Raw genomic sequence first — 16,097 nt, 5'->3', positions numbered from 1 at the left:
GCTACGAGGACGGCAACGACGCCAACCGGCTGCGCCGCGATCCGGTCTTCAAGATGGCCCAGGATGCGCTGCCGTCGGGTCGGGATCTGGCGTCGCAATCGACGCTGTGCCGGCTGGAGAACCTACCCGGGGTGCGGGAGCTGGTCGCGATGGGACGGGCGATGGTCGATCTCTATTGCGCCTCGTTCCGGCAAGTGCCGAAGCGGATCGTACTCGACATTGACGACACCTTCGACGCTGTGCACGGAGGCCAACAGCTTCGCCTGTTCAATGCCCACCATACGAGTACGGCTTCTAGCCGATCGTCGTGTTCGATGGTGCGGGACGGTTCGTCAGCGCGATCCTGCGACCGGCCAAGCGGCCGAGTGNTCTAGCCGATCGTCGTGTTCGATGGTGCGGGACGGTTCGTCAGCGCGATCCTGCGACCGGCCAAGCGGCCGAGTGGGGCTGAGATCCGCCCCCACCTGCGCCGTCTGGTGCGGGCGATCCAGATCAACTGGCCGAACATTCGAATCCTGCTCCGCGGCGATAGCCCTTATTGCAACCCGCAGGTCATCGACTGGTGCCGCGCCAACGACGTCGACTTCATCTTTGGCCTCGCGCCCACCACGACCCTGCGCAAGCATGTCGCGGATCTGGAGGCCAGCACGACCGCGCGCTTCGAAGCGTCGGCCAAGACAGGCAAGGTCCGCAGGTTCAAGAAGTTCGTTGACGGCGCCGCTAGTTGGAGCCGCGTCGAGCGCATCATCGCGCGGGTCGAGGTCGGCGCCCACGGTGGCGATATCCGCTTCGTCCCCCGCCTGCCATCACGCCGGAGCAACCCGGCGCCTGACGAGGCGCGTGGAAAAGCACCGCAACGGCGACCACAGCGTCGCTTCAGGCCGTCAAAAGCTTATCGCCGTGCATCAAGGCGGCTAGATGGCAACGAGGCTTATGCCGCCCGAGCATCGCAGCTAAGTATGCATGAGGGGTCGTCCCTTCAAAATACTTGATACATTTGCGCTTGCGTAGCTCCTTGCATACGCTCGATGCCAGGAGGAGACCTCTGTTCTAAACGCTCGCATTGATGCAACGCCGTTGACACCATCATCGCGGCGACCGCTTTGCCGCGGCCGCCGCAGCCCTTTTCGAGCATGACGATCATGCCGGCGCCATCGCAGTGATGCACTTGCAAATTCAGAGATGCACTCTGGCCAAATGCTAGGTGCCCAGCATATGTCCGGCATCCCGCAACGCCGCTACGAAGAGACGGGCATTGCCGTTGGCATCCATCTTGGCCTGCATCGACAGGGGCATCCTGTGCCAGCTCTCCAAGGCCGCAATGTAATGTGAGAACATACCGTTAACGATGCAATAGTGGGTAACTAGGCCGTGTCCGTCTAACGCCAGCACGCCGAATTGGCCGCCGTGATATCGGATGGCTGCGACCCGCTGGACCTGCGCGTCACCGTCGATCCGCACGTTGAAAAGCAGGCTGCCGCGGCTCCTGGTGGCTATCTCGGCGGCTTTTTCAGCGAAGCTCAACGAGAGCGAGCGGACGCTTTCGACTGCCATCTGTAAAACCATCAAGTTCAGTTCATCCACTGCCATAAGGTACCTGTGCGCAAGACATGGGTGATTGCAATCGACCACACCGCTTGTTCACAGATGTCGGCTCACGACCGGTTATTCAGGGTTCGCCGGTTATCCATTGAGGGCGTGCTCATCAAAATGATCCTGACGTGGAATGCGCTGCATCTACGAAGCGCGAGGAGCAGGCCAGCCAAAGCTGTCGCGACAATTGATCTCATAATCCACCCCGATATCTGGATTTCGGCATCGCTGAACATCCCTGGTAAGTGAGCTGTTTGCGGCAAGCCCATCTCGGCTTTGTACTCCGAACACGTTGCAATGGCGTCGCTCGGCGCTCGGGACCGACAGGCTCTGCTCGTCGAGAACTTTGTCCCCCGAGAAGCGTTCGACTTTGAGCATTCCGCTGAAGGGTGACGTCTCGCCAGTCCGTGTCCTTGCAGCTCACCGCGATGGCTTTTTGCGCATCGCACGCAAGCGCACGAATTGGTCTCCGTTCACTTCACAAAATGGTTTTCCTGAAGTACTGGAGCGCAGAGAAATCTCCGGTCGCAGCCTACCCGGTTAAAACAAGGACCCAACGATGAAGACTCTCGTCGTCTGCTCCGGCGGATTGGATTCCGTTACTCTTGCCCACAAGGTGGCAGCGGAGCACCAGCTGACCGGCCTGCTATCGTTCGATTACGGCCAACGGCATAGGAAGGAATTGGGCTTCGCCACCCTTTGCGCGGAGCGCCTGAGTGTCCCGCAGCGAATCATCGATATCCACGAGATCGGCGGCGACCTTTCCGGCTCCGCGCTGACCGACAATGTGGACGTGCCCGACGGGCACTATGCCGAAGACACGATGAAGATAACGGTGGTGCCCAACCGGAACGCCATCATGTTGGCCATTGCCTTCGGCCTCGCCGCAGCGCAAGACGCTGACGCAGTGGCGACGGCCGTGCATGGTGGGGATCACGTTGTCTATCCCGATTGCCGTCCGGCCTTCATCGACGCTTTCCAGATGATGCAGGACCACGCGCTCGACGGCTACGCGCAGATTCGCCTTTATGCACCCTATGTGAACCTGACGAAGGCGGACATTGTTACGGATGGAGCCACATACGGCACGCCGTTTGCGCAGACCTGGTCCTGTTACAAGGGCGCCGAGCGTCATTGCGGGAGGTGCGGGACCTGCGTCGAGCGGCGTGAGGCGTTTCACATCGCTGGGCACCCGGACCCAACCGAGTATGAGGACTCCGACTTCTGGCTCGGAGCGCTGCGAAGGACCACCGCGTAATGTTCCGCATCACCAAGGAATTCCACTTCTCAGCCTCGCATCAGCTCACCTCATTGCCACCCGATCACCAATGCGCGCGCCTGCACGGACATAACTACATCGTCGAAGTGGAGCTTTCAGCGGATGGACTGGACGATCACGGCTTCGTGCGCGACTACCACGACTTGGCGCCATTCAAACGCTACATCGACGAGAGCTTCGACCACCGGCATCTCAACGACGTGCTGGGACACGAGCAAGTCACGGCGGAATATCTGGCCAGACATTTCTACGACTGGTGCAAGGCACGCCTGAGCGAAACCGCGGCCGTGCGGGTGAGCGAAACGCCGAAAACCTGGGCGGAATACCGGCCATGACGAATACTCATCCCGCAATCCGCGTTAGCGAGATTTTCGGGCCGACGATCCAGGGCGAGGGCGTGCTCATAGGTTTGCCGACGATCTTCGTCAGAACCGGCGGGTGTGACTATCGCTGTTCCTGGTGCGACAGCCTCCATGCTGTGGACAATCAATTCCGCCATGAATGGGAGATGATGTCCGTTGGGGCGGTGTGGAAAAATGTGCTTGCCCTTTCCGGTGGCCGCCCGCTGATGGTGTCGCTATCAGGCGGCAATCCGGCCATCCAGCCGCTCGGCGCGCTCATCGACCGGGGCCATGGTGACGGTTACCGTTTTGCGCTGGAAACCCAAGGGTCGCTTGCCAGGGACTGGTTTGCGCAGCTTGACGTGCTGATCCTCAGCCCAAAGCCGCCGTCAAGCCGAATGACGACAGATTGGGCCGCTGTCGAGGCGTGCCTCCAGGCGGCACAAGGCAAGCCCCAAGTCGTGCTCAAGCTCATTGTTTTCGACGAAAGGGACTACACCTACGCGAAAGACGCCGCTGCGCAATTTCCGCAACTTCCGATCTATCTGCAGCCCGGCAATCACACGCCGCCACACCCCACAAATGATGACGCGCCTATCGACCTTGACGGAATATTGAAGCGCATGGAGTGGCTGGTTGACAGCGTGACCCGCGACAGATGGTTCGAGGCCCGCGTGCTGCCGCAGCTGCACGTTGTGCTCTGGGGTAACAAGAGAGCCGTCTAGCCCAGGCCCTTTCCACTGGAACTGCGCCGGCAGAATTCGGGTGAACGGGTGGTTCAGGTCGAAGGGAGCTGTCGCCGACAACCATGATCCGACAGGCAGGGCTCGAGCGGACGATATCGTCGCTGCGCCAAGACGCGTCTGGTCCGCTCAGAATCTTGTCTCGATAGACGGTCGCCGATCAACAAACGTACCGCGGTCCATGATCGACTGAGAGGCATGACCGTTCCTCTGAGTGCTCAGACTGCCGCCGAGTGCCTGGCCGTTCCAGCTTCGAAATATTTGTCGAACCTGGCCGCGATGCTTCGGACGAAAGGGCGACTTTCAGCCGGCACAACGAATCTGTCGCCATCAAGTTCAAGCAATCGAACCGGATCGTGGAGGGCCATGGAACTTGACTGAAGGAGGAGCCTCTGGCCGGCCTCGCCGAAGCGTTCCACCAGATCGATGGCCGAGAAGGCGAAGTCGCACATCAAACGTTCGATGATCCAGCCGCGAACGCGGTCGTCGTTGGAAAGTGCGATACCCCGAACAGCGGCCAGCCCGCCGTCATCAACCATGCGTCTATATTCGCTGGTTGAAGGCATGTTCTGCGCATAGCCTTGCCGAAACTGGCTAATGGATGACGGGCCGAGCCCGATCAAGATTTCGCAGCAATCGTCCGTGTAGCCCTGAAAGTTCCGGTGCAAAGTCCCGGTGCGGGCGGCAAGGGCCAGGGCATCGCCGGGTTTGGCGAAATGGTCGAGCCCGATTGCCTCGTATCCATTGTCTACAATCGCCTGTGCAGCCAGTTGCGACTGGGCAAAGCGCTCCGCGGGACCCGGCAACCAGGCCTCGTCGATCATCGTCTGATGTTTCTTGAACCACGGTACATGCGCGTAGCCAAACAGTGCGATCCGATCCGGTTCCAGGGTCAGTGCCTGCGTGACCGTAGAAGCGACGCTTTCCCTGGTCTGGTGCGGCAGACCGTAGAGCAGGTCCAGATTGACGGATTCGACGCCGCGCGAACGAACGCCGTCGACGACCGTCTTGGTCTGCAGGAAGCTCTGCTCGCGGTTGATCGCCTTTTGCACCTTCGGATCGAAATCCTGAACGCCGAGGCTCGCACGGGTCATGCCGATTTCGGCAAGCGCATCGAGGCGGGCATCGTCCATATCGTTGGGTTCGATTTCAACGCTGATCGTGGCGCCGGGAAGAAAGCCGAAGCTGTTGCGCAGGGCGGTTCCCAGCGCCACCATATCTTCGGGCTTGAGCATCGTCGGCGAACCACCGCCGAAATGGACGGCACGCACACGACCTTTGCCTCCAACAAGACTGGCGACGGTGGCGATCTCGGCATGCAGTGAGCGCAGATATGTGGTCACCGGTTCGTAATGGCGTGTCTGCTTGGTATGGCAGGCACAGAACCAGCAAAGCTTGTCGCAGTATGGGATGTGCAGATAGAGCGAGATTTCGTTGCCCTCATCGAGCCGCTGTAGCCAGCCACGACAAACGGTAGCGTCAACGCTTGCATTGAAATGCGGCGCGGTCGGGTAGCTCGTGTAGCGCGGGACGTTCTCGCCAAATCTGGCAACTAGCTTTTGTCGCATGTCGTGGTCCACCGTGTTTGCCTCGCCCGAACTGTGGATGCTTGGATGAGCCTAAGCCCTGATTTCGATCAACCTTCAGCACGGACAAACTGCCGCAAGGATTTTTCTACCGTGGATGCTATCCTGCCCGCACGGACCGGTAGAGCGATCGAATGACATTACGGCAGGATATTCACAGTTCCGGCATCCCCGTTCTTTGCCTGTCTTGCGAGGCACGGCGCCGCGGTGTCTGTGGCGCGCTAGAGCCAGACCATTTGGCTCAGCTCGCCAAGACGTCGTCGCGGCACAATATCGAGCCGGGGGTCGAACTGATCGGCGACGCCGAGGCGGTCGACTGTTATTCGAACGTGCTTTCAGGCGTGGTGAAGCTCACGAAGAGCCTGTCAGATGGACGCCAACAGATTGTCGGCCTGCAGTTCGCCCCGGATTTTCTGGGTCGGCCCTTCAAGATGAAAAGTGCGATTAATGCGGAAGCGGCAACAGCTGTCTCGCTATGCTCGTTTCCCAGAGCGGCCATCGAACGGATGATGAAGCAGTCACCCGAATTTGTGCATCGCCTGCTCAAGCAGGCGCTGAACGAACTTGACGAGGCACGCGAATGGATGGTGACTCTGGGGCGCAAGACCGCACCAGAGAAGGTGGCGAGCTTTCTCCTCATGATTGCCCGGAACATCGACTCCAATGTTGACCCGACGGCTAGCTCGACGTGCTTCGAGCTGCCAATGACGCGTGCCGACATTTCTGATTTCCTTGGAATCACAAACGAGACCGTGAGCCGTCAGCTGACCAGCCTGAGAATGGACGGCGTGATTCGGATCGAGAACAACCGCCGCGTCACCGTGGACAGCATGAGCCGGCTGGAACGGCGCTGCGGCGGCCGAGGCGCTACAGCCGTTTGAATGACGCAGAAGCTGCATGGCCCCCGTCACTTACTTCATTCGGGGCAGGGCATGCTCGCGTTGGGCTCAGAAGAAGTCGCGTAGCGACAGCCCGTTCTCCATCCGATCGTATGCGCCAGTTGCCTTTCGGCTCGTCGGCGAAGCATCCACACTTGGCCGAAGTCAATACGCCTCATCCGCAGGGGAAAATCGCCGTCTCCCCAAGCCATGAATGTCACGACGGCAGCGTAACGCTGGCGCTGGCTGTTCCAAGGCATTGAACGCGGGGTTCGGTAAGGCGTCGACCTGCTTTCCAGCGTCGCAGAAGGTGCGCTCCCCCACACGCCCGCGGTCGCCTCCGCACCCGGGGCCCGACCGGGGACGCCAGGCCCCATCCATAAACGGGCGGCCGGTGGTGCGCTTCCACATTCGATCGTCGCAGTCTGATCGCACCGAACTCGATGCTGCTCGAGCAAAATGGTGCGGCTCTGACATGGATCAGGGCGAGCAGGCGACGGCTGCGCAATAAGGCACCGCGGTTTGGCATCCGCCGGAATTGGAAATCGGGGCTTGCGATGAAATTCGGCAAAGAAATCGTGCTTCTAAGCCTGTTCGCATTCGCGGCTTTGGTGGCGGCTGGCGCTGGGGTGGATGAACCCTTTCGCCAGCATATGTGGGTCTTGTTCTTCGCCTTGGCTGGCTTCACTGCGATCCTACTGCGTAACACTGAGTTCAAGCCTGCCGCTCCGATCGACCCGTCCGCCTACATGGACGGGCCAATCCGCTACGGCGCCATCGCCACCATGTTCTGGGGTGTGGTTGGCATGCTGGTCGGGGTGGTCATCGCGCTACAGCTTGCCTATCCCGATCTCAACATTCAGCCCTGGTTCAACTTCGGCCGCTTGCGGCCTCTGCACACCTCGGGCGTCGTCTTCGCCTTCGGCGGCAACGCGTTGCTTTGCACGTCTCTCTATGTCGTCCAACGCACCTGCCGCGCCCGGCTGTTCGGTGGCGATCTCGCCTGGTTCGTGTTCTGGGGCTACCAGCTCTTCATCGTCATGGCCGCGACAGGTTATCTGCTCGGCATCACCGAGAGCCGCGAATATGCGGAACCCGAATGGTATGTCGACATCTGGCTGACCATCGTCTGGGTCGGCTACCTGATCCTGTTTCTGGGCACCATCCTGAAGCGCAAGGAACCGCACATCTACGTCGCCAACTGGTTCTACCTTTCCTTCATCGTGACCATCGCGATGCTGCATGTGATCAACAACCTGTCGATGCCGGCCTCCTTTCTCGGCTCCAAGAGCTATTCCGCATTTTCCGGAGTCCAGGACGCCCTGACGCAGTGGTGGTACGGCCACAATGCGGTCGGGTTCTTCCTCACCGCCGGCTTCCTCGGCATGATGTACTATTTCGTGCCCAAGCAGGCCAACCGGCCGGTCTATTCCTACCGCCTGTCGATCGTCCATTTCTGGGCAATCATCTTCCTCTACATCTGGGCCGGGCCGCATCACCTGCACTACACCGCCCTGCCCGATTGGGCGCAGACGCTTGGCATGGTGTTCTCGATCATGCTGTGGATGCCGTCATGGGGCGGCATGATCAACGGCCTGATGACGCTGTCGGGCGCCTGGGACAAGCTGCGCACCGATCCCATCATCCGCATGATGGTGATGGCCATCGCCTTCTACGGCATGTCGACCTTCGAAGGCCCGATGATGTCGATCAAGACGGTCAATTCTCTGTCGCATTATACCGACTGGACCATCGGACACGTCCATTCGGGCGCGCTCGGCTGGGTCGGCATGATCTCGTTTGGCGCAATCTACTTCATGGTGCCGAGACTCTGGAACCGTGAACGCCTCTATTCGCTCAGGCTCGTCACCTGGCATTTCTGGCTGGCGACGCTCGGCATCGTTGTCTACGCTGCGGTGATGTGGGTGTCCGGCATCATGCAGGGCCTGATGTGGCGCGAATACGACGAGCAGGGCTTCCTGGTCTACTCCTTCGCCGAAACGGTCGCCGCCATGCACCCCTACTATGTGATGCGCGCGATCGGTGGAGCCATGTACCTCTCTGGCACCCTGATCATGGCCTGGAACGTCGCCATGACCATCCTCGGCTACCGGCGCGAGCAGGATCCGATGCCGCGCTCCACCCCCGCCCTCCAGCTTGCGCGATGATGAGACAGAAAATGAGGTTGATGAACAGACACGCGGTCATCGAGAAGAACGCTACACTTCTCCTCCTCGGGTCGCTGCTGGTCGTGACAATCGGCGGCATCGTCGAGATCGCGCCGCTCTTCTATCTCGATAATACGATCGAGAAGGTGGAAGGCATGCGGCCTTACTCGCCGCTCGAACTTGCTGGTCGAAACATCTATGTCCGCGAGGGCTGCTACCTCTGCCACAGCCAGATGATCCGCCCGTTCCGCGACGAGGTCGAGCGCTACGGCCACTACAGCCTGGCGGCCGAGTCGATATACGACCACTCCTTCCAGTGGGGATCGAAGCGCACCGGACCGGATCTCGCCCGCGTTGGCGACCGGTATTCCAACCTGTGGCACGTGGATCACCTGACAGATCCACGGTCCGTGGTGCCGGAATCGATCATGCCGAGCTATGCCTTCCTGAAGGACAAGCCGATCGCGGTGAAGGACTTCTCGACGCATCTGGTCGCCAACAGGCGCGTCGGCGTCCCTTACTCCGACGACATGATCGCCAACGCCAATGCCGATTTGATGGCGCAGGCTGATCCCAACGCCGACACATCCGGCCTCGAGGCCCGCTACCCCAAGGCCAAGATCGGCGACTTCGACGGCAACCCGCAGCAAGTCACCGAAATGGACGCGCTGGTTTCTTATCTCCAGATGCTGGGCACGCTGGTCGATTTCAAGAACTACGATGAGACCGCCGGCTACCGCTGAGGACAATGGCCATGACGTACAATTTCATGCGGGAGTTTGCCGACAGCTGGGGCCTACTTGCCATGGCTCTTTTCTTCATCGGATCTGTTGCCTTTGCAGTTCGTCCCGGAAGCCGCAGGCAAGCCGGCGAAGCAGCTCAAATTCCTCTGAAGGAGGACTGATCATGAGCAGCGATCACATCGACGAGGTTTCCGGCATCTCAACCACCGGTCATGAGTGGGACGGCATCCGGGAGCTCAACAACCCGCTTCCGCGCTGGTGGATCTGGACGTTCTACATCACCATAGTCTGGGCGATCGGCTACACCATCGCCTATCCGGCATGGCCTCTGCTGCACACGGCAACCAAGGGGGTGCTCGGCTACTCCAGCCGCAACGATGTCGGGAACGAGTTGTCCGCGGCTGAAGCGGCCAAGGGCAAATATGTCGCCGCGATAGAAGCGAAAAGTGTTTCGGAGATCGCGGCGGACGACACGCTGCGCGAATTCGCCGTCGCCGCCGGCGGTGCCGCGTTCAAGCTCAATTGCGTGCAGTGCCATGGTTCCGGCGCCCAGGGCTCCAAGGGCTTCCCCAACCTCAACGACGACGACTGGCTGTGGGGCGGCAAGGCGGACCAGATCCAGCAGACGGTTACACATGGCATTCGCTTCGCCTCCGATCCGGATACGCGCCTGTCCGAAATGCCGGCCTTTGGCGACATCATCACTGCCGATCAGATCAAACAGGTCAGCGCCTATATTGCCAGCCTGTCCCAAACCGTCAGCGATCAGGTGTTGGTGGCGCCCGGCGCCAAGGTCTTTGCCGAAAACTGCGTGGGCTGTCATGGCGACAATGCAAAAGGCAACAAGGAACTCGGCGCTCCAGATCTGACTGACGCCATCTGGCTCTACGGGTCAGGCGAAGCGGCCATCGCCGCCCAGGTAACCGCACCGAAACACGGCGTGATGCCGGCTTGGGGCGCGCGCCTCGGCGAGATCAAGGTCAAGGAACTGGCGGTCTACATCCATTCGCTTGGCGGCGGAGAATAGGAAAGCAGCCTATTCTCGTCCTCCCCCTCCCGCCAAGCGACGAGGCCCGGCGCAAGCCGGGCCTCGGCATCATCCAGAACCGATGAGTCGGCTTCCGGCGAAATCGTCGCTGGTGACTGGAGCTTCTCGTGCTCGATAACACGCAAATAGAACGGATCGAACCCACGACGTTCAACTCCGCCAAGGTGCGCCAGCCAATGTATGCCGCGCGCAGGAAGATCTTCCCGAAGCGGGCCTCGGGCAGCTTTCGCCGATTCAAATGGATCGTGATGGCGATCACGCTGGGCATCTACTATCTGACGCCGTGGCTGCGCTGGGACCGTGGTCCGTTTGCCCCCGACCAGGCGGTGCTGCTTGATGTCGCCAACCGGCGCTTCTATTTCTTCTTCATCGAGATATGGCCCCAGGAATTCTACTATGTCGCCGGCCTTCTGGTCATGGCCGGCGTCGGTCTTTTCCTGATCACATCGACTGTTGGCCGTGCCTGGTGTGGCTACACATGCCCACAGACCGTATGGGTCGATCTGTTCCTGGTCGTCGAGCGCGCGATCGAGGGCGACCGCAACGCACGCATCAAGCTCGATGCCGGTCCTTGGACCACTCGTAAGCTTGTGCTGCGGGCATCGAAACACGTCATCTGGCTGGTCATAGCCGCAGCGACTGGTGGCGCATGGATCTTCTATTTCGCCGATGCGCCGACGCTGCTCGGCGAACTCTTCACCGGCACGGCAGCGCCTGTCGCCTACATCACCGTCGCGGTCCTGACGGCGACGACCTACACGTTTGGCGGGCTGATGCGCGAACAGGTCTGCACCTATATGTGCCCATGGCCGCGCATCCAGGCAGCCATGCTCGACGAGAGCTCGCTCACCGTCACCTACAATGACTGGCGCGGCGAACCGCGCACGCGTCACGCCAAGAAGGTTCTTGCCGCAGGGCATCCCGTCGGCGATTGCGTCGACTGCAATGCCTGTGTCGCCGTCTGTCCGATGGGGATCGACATACGCGACGGTCAGCAACTCGAATGCATCACCTGCGCGCTCTGCATCGATGCCTGTGACGGCGTCATGGACAAGCTCGGCAAAGCGCGAGGACTGATCTCCTACGCGACGCTCTCCGACTACAACGCCAACATGATGCTGGCCACCGCAGGCGGCGCCAGCTCGGTCAATCCATCACTGGTCAGGACGGATGACGGCCTGTTTTCGGACAGGGTGGCGCATTTCCATATCCGCAAGATCTTTCGGCCACGAACCTATGTCTACATGGCCATGTGGTCGCTGATCGGGCTGGGCCTGCTCTTTTCGCTGCTGACGCGCGACCGGCTCGAAATCAATGTCCTGCACGACCGCAACCCGCAATTCGTGACGCTCTCGGACGGCTCGATCCGCAATGGCTATACCGTCAAGCTCTTGAACATGATCCCCGAACCGAGAACGATTATCGTCACCCTCGGGGGTTTGCCAGGCGCAGAGATGAGCATCGTTGGCGTCGATCTCCCCGCCGATCGCTCCTTTGCAGTCCAGGTCGAACCCGACCGGCTGAAGATGTTGAAGGTTTTCGTGCGCCTGCCCGCCGACCAGATTCATGGCCAGGCGCAGACCTTCACATTCCGGGTCGAAGACAAGGTCAGCTTCGAGTCCAACGAATACACCGCCACCTTCAACTCGCCGGAGATCGCCAGATGAACGCCACCACGCGAAACCCCCGCGAGTTCACCGGCAGGCACATGTTGGCCACGATCCTTGCCTTTTTCGGCGTGGTCATCGCGGTCAATCTGACGATGGCGACGCTTGCCAACACAAGCTGGACCGGCCTTGTCGTCGAAAATACCTATGTGGCGAGCCAACAATTCAACAAGAAGGCCGAGGAAGGCCGTGCGCAGGCAGCGCTTGGCTGGACCGGCCAGTTGACCATCGCATGGGGCGAAGTCCGCTATTGCATCATCGACGCCGCGGGCAAACCGGTTTCCCTGCATGGCGTGAAGGTGCTGTTTCGCCATCCGGCTTACGAGAAAGAGGATGAGTCCGTCACGCTCGCCCTGGTCTCTGGCCAGGAGTTTGCAGCACAACACGTGCCAAGGGATGGTGTCTGGATCATCGAAATAGACGCCGATGCCGGCCTGGCAAAACCTTATCGAGACGTGCGCAGGGTCATGATTTCCCATGGAGCGCTAAAATGAGCTGCTGTGCACCGGGCGCGGAAGTCGCGCTGGATCTTGTCAGCGCCACTTCAGTTCTGCCGTCCAGCCAGGAGGTCAGGCTGGCCAGCCGATCGCTTGGCGACGACCTTCATCAGACCGACCTGTCGGTGCCGACCGTTCATTGCGGCGCCTGCATCCAGACGATCGAGACGGCCTTGGGAAAACTCGGTCACGTCGAGGCAGCTCGCGTGAACCTGTCAACCAAGCGGGTCTCAGTCCGCTGGCGCGGCGACGAGGCTCCACCTTTGGTCGCTGTGCTCGGCCGGCTCGGCTATCAGGCGCATTTGTTCGAAGCCGACACCGATGCGAAGGACAGGACGTTATCGGAGCTCATCCGCGCCGTCGCCGTTGCCGGCTTTGCGGCGGGCAACATCATGCTGCTCTCGGTATCGGTCTGGTCCGGCGCCGAAGGCGCCACGCGCGATTTGTTCCACTGGGTCTCGGCGCTCATCGCCATTCCCGCCCTCGCCTTTGCCGGCGGGATCTTCTTCAAATCGGGGTGGACTGCGCTGCGCCACGGCCGCATGAACATGGACGTGCCGATCGCCGTCGGCGTGTCGCTGGCCTACGCCATGAGCCTCTATGAGACGATCACCCATGGCGACCACGCCTATTTCGACGCGTCGGTATCGCTGCTGTTCTTCCTGTTGATCGGCCGCACGCTCGATCACGTGATGCGGGAACGCGCCCGCACCGCTGTGAAGAGCCTGTCACAATTGGCCGCACGCGGTGCCATGGTGCTGCGCGGCGATGGCGCTCGGGACTATCTGCCGGTGGGCGAGATCGAACCGGGCATGCTGTTGCTGATCGCCGCCGGCGAAAGGATCCCCGTCGATGGCAAGATCGCGCGCGGGACATCGGACGTCGACTGCTCCCTGGTCTCCGGCGAGAGCACGCCCAGTAGCGTGGCGCCGGAAGACACCGTGCAGGCCGGGGCCCTCAACCTTACTGGTCCGCTGACGATAGAGGCCACAGCCGCCGCGAAAGATTCGTTCTTGGCGGAAATGGTTCGGCTTATGGAGGCCGCCGAAGGTGGTCGCGCCCGCTATCGCCGTATCGCCGACCGCGTGTCGGCACTCTACGCGCCCGTGGTTCATCTCACCGCCTTGGCAACCTTCCTGGGCTGGATGGCGGTGACTGGCGACTGGCACCGGGCGATGACGATCGCAATCGCTGTTCTCATCATCACATGCCCGTGCGCGCTTGGCCTCGCCGTTCCAATCGTTCAGGTGGTGGCCGCACGGCGCCTGTTCGAAAACGGCATCATGGTCAAGGACGGCTCGGCCATGGAGCGCCTGGCAACGATCGATACAGCCGTGTTCGACAAGACCGGCACGCTCACGCTTGGCCAGCCCAGGCTCGTCAACACGTCGTCGGTCGATCCCGCCATGCTGGCAATCGCTGCCGACTTGGCCGGGCATTCGTGTCATCCATATTCAAAGGCCATTGCCGGCTTTGCCCTCAGCAGCAGCCAGCACAAATTCGATGCGGTGACCGAGCACCCGGGTTTCGGGATCGAAGCCACAGCCGCCGGTAGCACCTGGCGGCTGGGTAGACGCGGATGGGCTGGCTGGAAGGCTCGAACCGGCGGCGAAGGCAAACATGGCTATGGCGGAACAGTCCTGACGAAAAACGGCATGATTGTCGCATCCTTCGTTTTCGAAGATGCGCTACGCCTCGACACCAGGGCAGCGATCGATCAACTGCGCAACGCTGGTATGTGCGTGGAAATGTTGTCGGGCGATACCGCGAAAGCCTGCGCCGAGGTTGTCGACATGCTTGGTGTCGATGACTTCGTTCCCTGCCTGCTACCGTCCGGCAAGGTTGAACGCATCGAGAGCCTGGCGAGAGACGGGCACAAGGTTTTGATGGTTGGCGACGGGCTCAACGACACACCAGCGCTGAGCGCCGCGCATGTCTCGATCGCACCCGCCACGGCCGCCGACATTGGCCGCAATGCAGCCGACTTCGTTTTTCTGCGCGAAAGCCTCTTGGCGATCCCGCTGGCGCTGGACGTTTCGCGCAAGGCGGGAAGCCTGATCCGACAGAACATAACAATTGCGATCGTTTACAATGCTGTGGCCGTGCCGATCGCCATTCTGGGTCATGTTACGCCTCTCATCGCGGCGGTCGCGATGTCTGCCTCGTCATTGCTTGTGATTGGAAATGCAATGCGTCTGCAAGGCTTCGCAACGGGTGCGTCGTCCGAAACGGCGCGGCAGGACAGGCCCGCGCGGGCCGGCACCTTGGCCCGATCCTCATGACGACGCTCGCCTATCTCATTCCGGTGGCGCTGTTCCTTGGCGCACTCGGCCTGTCCGGCTTCCTGTGGGCGTTGAGAAGCGGCCAGTACGATGATCTCGATGGCGCGGCGGAGCGCATTCTTATCGACCGCGACGACGGCGCGGAGAATCCTGCTCGTTCCAAGTGACTCAGATCAAAGCGCCGCGGGTCGGGATGTCCCATCGTCGTCAACGTAAGATCAGGAGGGTGAGGATGCAAGCCGAATCCATAATGACAAAGCCAGTCATCACGACGGATGCGAACGCGACGATCGCGCAAGCGGTCGAGCTCATGCTTTCAAACAAGGTCAGCTGCCTGCCGGTAGCAGACAGCGACGGTGCCCTGATTGGTATTGTAAGCAAAAGCGACTTCTTGCGCCGAGAAGAACTTGGGACCCAGCGTGTGCGTCCGCGCTGGCTGGAGTTTGATCTTGGCCCGGGCACAGTCGCCAATGACTATGCGCGCTCGAACGGACGGATCATCCATCAGGTGATGACCACACCCGTCATCTCGGCGCCTCCTAGCGCCTCGATTGCAGATATTGTCGACCTGATGATGCAACATCGCATCAACAATCTTCCGATTGTCGATCGGGACAGGGTCATCGGCATCATCACGCGAACTGATTTGCTGCTTGTCCTGATCCGCGCCATGCCGAAACAGGGCACCACGCCACCCGATGACGACCTGATCCGCAAGGCTATCCTTGCCGAACTTCAGTCACAAACCTGGAGCGGTGGTGACTTGATCGATGTGAGGGTCAGCGACGGCCTTGTCGAACTGAAGGGGGCGATTGTCGACGAGCGTCAGCGGAAGGCGGCGATCGTTGCGGCTGAGAAGGTTGCCGGCGTCGGGCAAGTCAAGGACGGCCTCCTCCTCAGTACGGATCCCTTCGGTGAAGGTTTCATAGCTGCGGAAAAGGCGGGGACGCGGAGCAGAGTCCCTTTGGTTCTGCTCCCTTCCCACATCACTTGGACATGAGGCTGTCGGCGAGTTCCTTCGGCGTCTAGCGCCCGTCATGGGCGGAGAGCACGCTGTCGGCAGCAAGATGCCCGTCCTGACGGAACGATGGCCGCTGCCTGTTTTGGTGGGGCTTGGACCGGCGCTTCCTGTGGATATGAAGAGCGGCCAATACGAAGATCTCGACGGCTCCGCCCAGCGGATCCTTATCGATCGGGAAGAGCCGCGAGGCTGAACCGGTTGGCGGCGCCCAACGACTGTGCGGATGCTGGTCGTCAGTCGACCGAGTCTTT

General features: G+C 60.8%; 17 protein-coding genes and 1 pseudogene. 15 read left to right on the top strand and 3 right to left on the bottom strand.

Annotation, left to right across the window (positions count from 1 at the left end; genetic code table 11):
• Positions 1–794 (top strand): annotated as a pseudogene (locus X730_RS1000000166710) (transposase); the annotation flags it as partial.
• A 185-nt stretch (positions 795–979) separates the two neighbouring features.
• On the opposite strand, the gene X730_RS1000000167740 reads toward X730_RS1000000166710, so the two are convergent.
• Both X730_RS1000000167740 and X730_RS139990 read right to left on the bottom strand, forming a co-directional pair.
• Positions 980–1,144, bottom strand: a complete 165-nt coding sequence (locus X730_RS1000000167740) for a hypothetical protein (RefSeq protein ID WP_155922520.1) — start codon at positions 1,142–1,144, stop codon at positions 980–982.
• 56 nt (positions 1,145–1,200) lie between these two features.
• A complete protein-coding gene (locus tag X730_RS139990) occupies positions 1,201–1,590 on the bottom strand; it encodes a hypothetical protein (RefSeq protein WP_023673549.1) in 390 nt (129 codons plus the stop codon).
• 562 nt (positions 1,591–2,152) lie between these two features.
• On the opposite strand from X730_RS139990, the gene queC reads away from it, so the two are divergent.
• From queC to queE, 3 genes are read left to right on the top strand one after another with little or no spacing between them, the layout of a single operon-like run.
• Positions 2,153–2,851, top strand: a complete 699-nt coding sequence (gene queC, locus X730_RS140000) for a 7-cyano-7-deazaguanine synthase QueC (protein ID WP_023697800.1) — start codon at positions 2,153–2,155, stop codon at positions 2,849–2,851.
• On the top strand, positions 2,851–3,207 hold the full coding sequence (gene queD / locus X730_RS140005; protein WP_023673552.1) for a 6-carboxytetrahydropterin synthase QueD: 357 nt from the start codon (positions 2,851–2,853) through the stop codon (positions 3,205–3,207). The genes queC and queD overlap by 1 nt, the downstream gene beginning before the upstream one ends.
• Positions 3,204–3,938, top strand: a complete 735-nt coding sequence (gene queE, locus X730_RS0134585; RefSeq protein ID WP_031197307.1) for a 7-carboxy-7-deazaguanine synthase QueE — start codon at positions 3,204–3,206, stop codon at positions 3,936–3,938. The genes queD and queE overlap by 4 nt, the downstream gene beginning before the upstream one ends.
• 236 nt (positions 3,939–4,174) lie before the next feature.
• Here queE and hemN read toward each other — a convergent pair whose 3' ends face one another.
• Positions 4,175–5,524 (bottom strand): oxygen-independent coproporphyrinogen III oxidase, encoded by a 1,350-nt coding sequence (gene hemN, locus X730_RS140010; RefSeq protein ID WP_023827317.1) that lies wholly within the window; start codon positions 5,522–5,524, stop codon positions 4,175–4,177.
• Positions 5,525–5,676: 152 nt separating this feature from the next.
• Between hemN and X730_RS140015 the strand changes: the two genes are divergently transcribed.
• From X730_RS140015 to ccoS (X730_RS1000000169270), 11 genes are all read left to right on the top strand, one after another.
• Positions 5,677–6,423 (top strand): Crp/Fnr family transcriptional regulator, encoded by a 747-nt coding sequence (locus tag X730_RS140015; RefSeq protein ID WP_023708062.1) that lies wholly within the window; start codon positions 5,677–5,679, stop codon positions 6,421–6,423.
• A gap of 554 nt (positions 6,424–6,977) precedes the next feature.
• The gene (ccoN, locus tag X730_RS140020; protein WP_031197306.1) at positions 6,978–8,588 is read left to right on the top strand and encodes a cytochrome-c oxidase, cbb3-type subunit I; all 1,611 of its coding nucleotides are present in this window, start codon (positions 6,978–6,980) and stop codon (positions 8,586–8,588) included.
• Between the two features lie 11 nt (positions 8,589–8,599).
• Positions 8,600–9,331 (top strand): cytochrome-c oxidase, cbb3-type subunit II, encoded by a 732-nt coding sequence (gene ccoO / locus X730_RS140025; RefSeq protein ID WP_031197305.1) that lies wholly within the window; start codon positions 8,600–8,602, stop codon positions 9,329–9,331.
• Between the two features lie 11 nt (positions 9,332–9,342).
• Positions 9,343–9,492, top strand: a complete 150-nt coding sequence (locus tag X730_RS0134580; RefSeq protein WP_023690689.1) for a CcoQ/FixQ family Cbb3-type cytochrome c oxidase assembly chaperone — start codon at positions 9,343–9,345, stop codon at positions 9,490–9,492.
• Between the two features lie 2 nt (positions 9,493–9,494).
• The gene (gene ccoP, locus X730_RS140030; protein WP_023827314.1) at positions 9,495–10,358 is read left to right on the top strand and encodes a cytochrome-c oxidase, cbb3-type subunit III; all 864 of its coding nucleotides are present in this window, start codon (positions 9,495–9,497) and stop codon (positions 10,356–10,358) included.
• A gap of 128 nt (positions 10,359–10,486) precedes the next feature.
• On the top strand, positions 10,487–12,046 hold the full coding sequence (ccoG, locus tag X730_RS140035; RefSeq protein ID WP_023827313.1) for a cytochrome c oxidase accessory protein CcoG: 1,560 nt from the start codon (positions 10,487–10,489) through the stop codon (positions 12,044–12,046).
• Positions 12,043–12,540 (top strand): FixH family protein, encoded by a 498-nt coding sequence (locus X730_RS140040; protein WP_023827312.1) that lies wholly within the window; start codon positions 12,043–12,045, stop codon positions 12,538–12,540. The genes ccoG and X730_RS140040 overlap by 4 nt, the downstream gene beginning before the upstream one ends.
• The gene (locus X730_RS140045; RefSeq protein WP_023827311.1) at positions 12,537–14,825 is read left to right on the top strand and encodes a heavy metal translocating P-type ATPase; all 2,289 of its coding nucleotides are present in this window, start codon (positions 12,537–12,539) and stop codon (positions 14,823–14,825) included. Before X730_RS140040 ends, X730_RS140045 begins: the two co-directional genes overlap by 4 nt.
• On the top strand, positions 14,822–14,992 hold the full coding sequence (gene ccoS / locus X730_RS140050; protein ID WP_023694862.1) for a cbb3-type cytochrome oxidase assembly protein CcoS: 171 nt from the start codon (positions 14,822–14,824) through the stop codon (positions 14,990–14,992). Before X730_RS140045 ends, ccoS (X730_RS140050) begins: the two co-directional genes overlap by 4 nt.
• A gap of 65 nt (positions 14,993–15,057) precedes the next feature.
• A complete protein-coding gene (locus X730_RS140055; protein WP_023827310.1) occupies positions 15,058–15,825 on the top strand; it encodes a CBS domain-containing protein in 768 nt (255 codons plus the stop codon).
• Between the two features lie 37 nt (positions 15,826–15,862).
• A complete protein-coding gene (gene ccoS, locus X730_RS1000000169270; protein ID WP_023827309.1) occupies positions 15,863–16,039 on the top strand; it encodes a cbb3-type cytochrome oxidase assembly protein CcoS in 177 nt (58 codons plus the stop codon).
• Positions 16,040–16,097 lie beyond the last annotated feature (58 nt).

The sequence above is a fragment of the Mesorhizobium sp. L103C131B0 genome (assembly GCF_000502275.1).
Lineage (GTDB): Bacteria > Pseudomonadota > Alphaproteobacteria > Rhizobiales > Rhizobiaceae > Mesorhizobium.
This window is presented reverse-complemented; position numbering and strand designations above follow the sequence as displayed.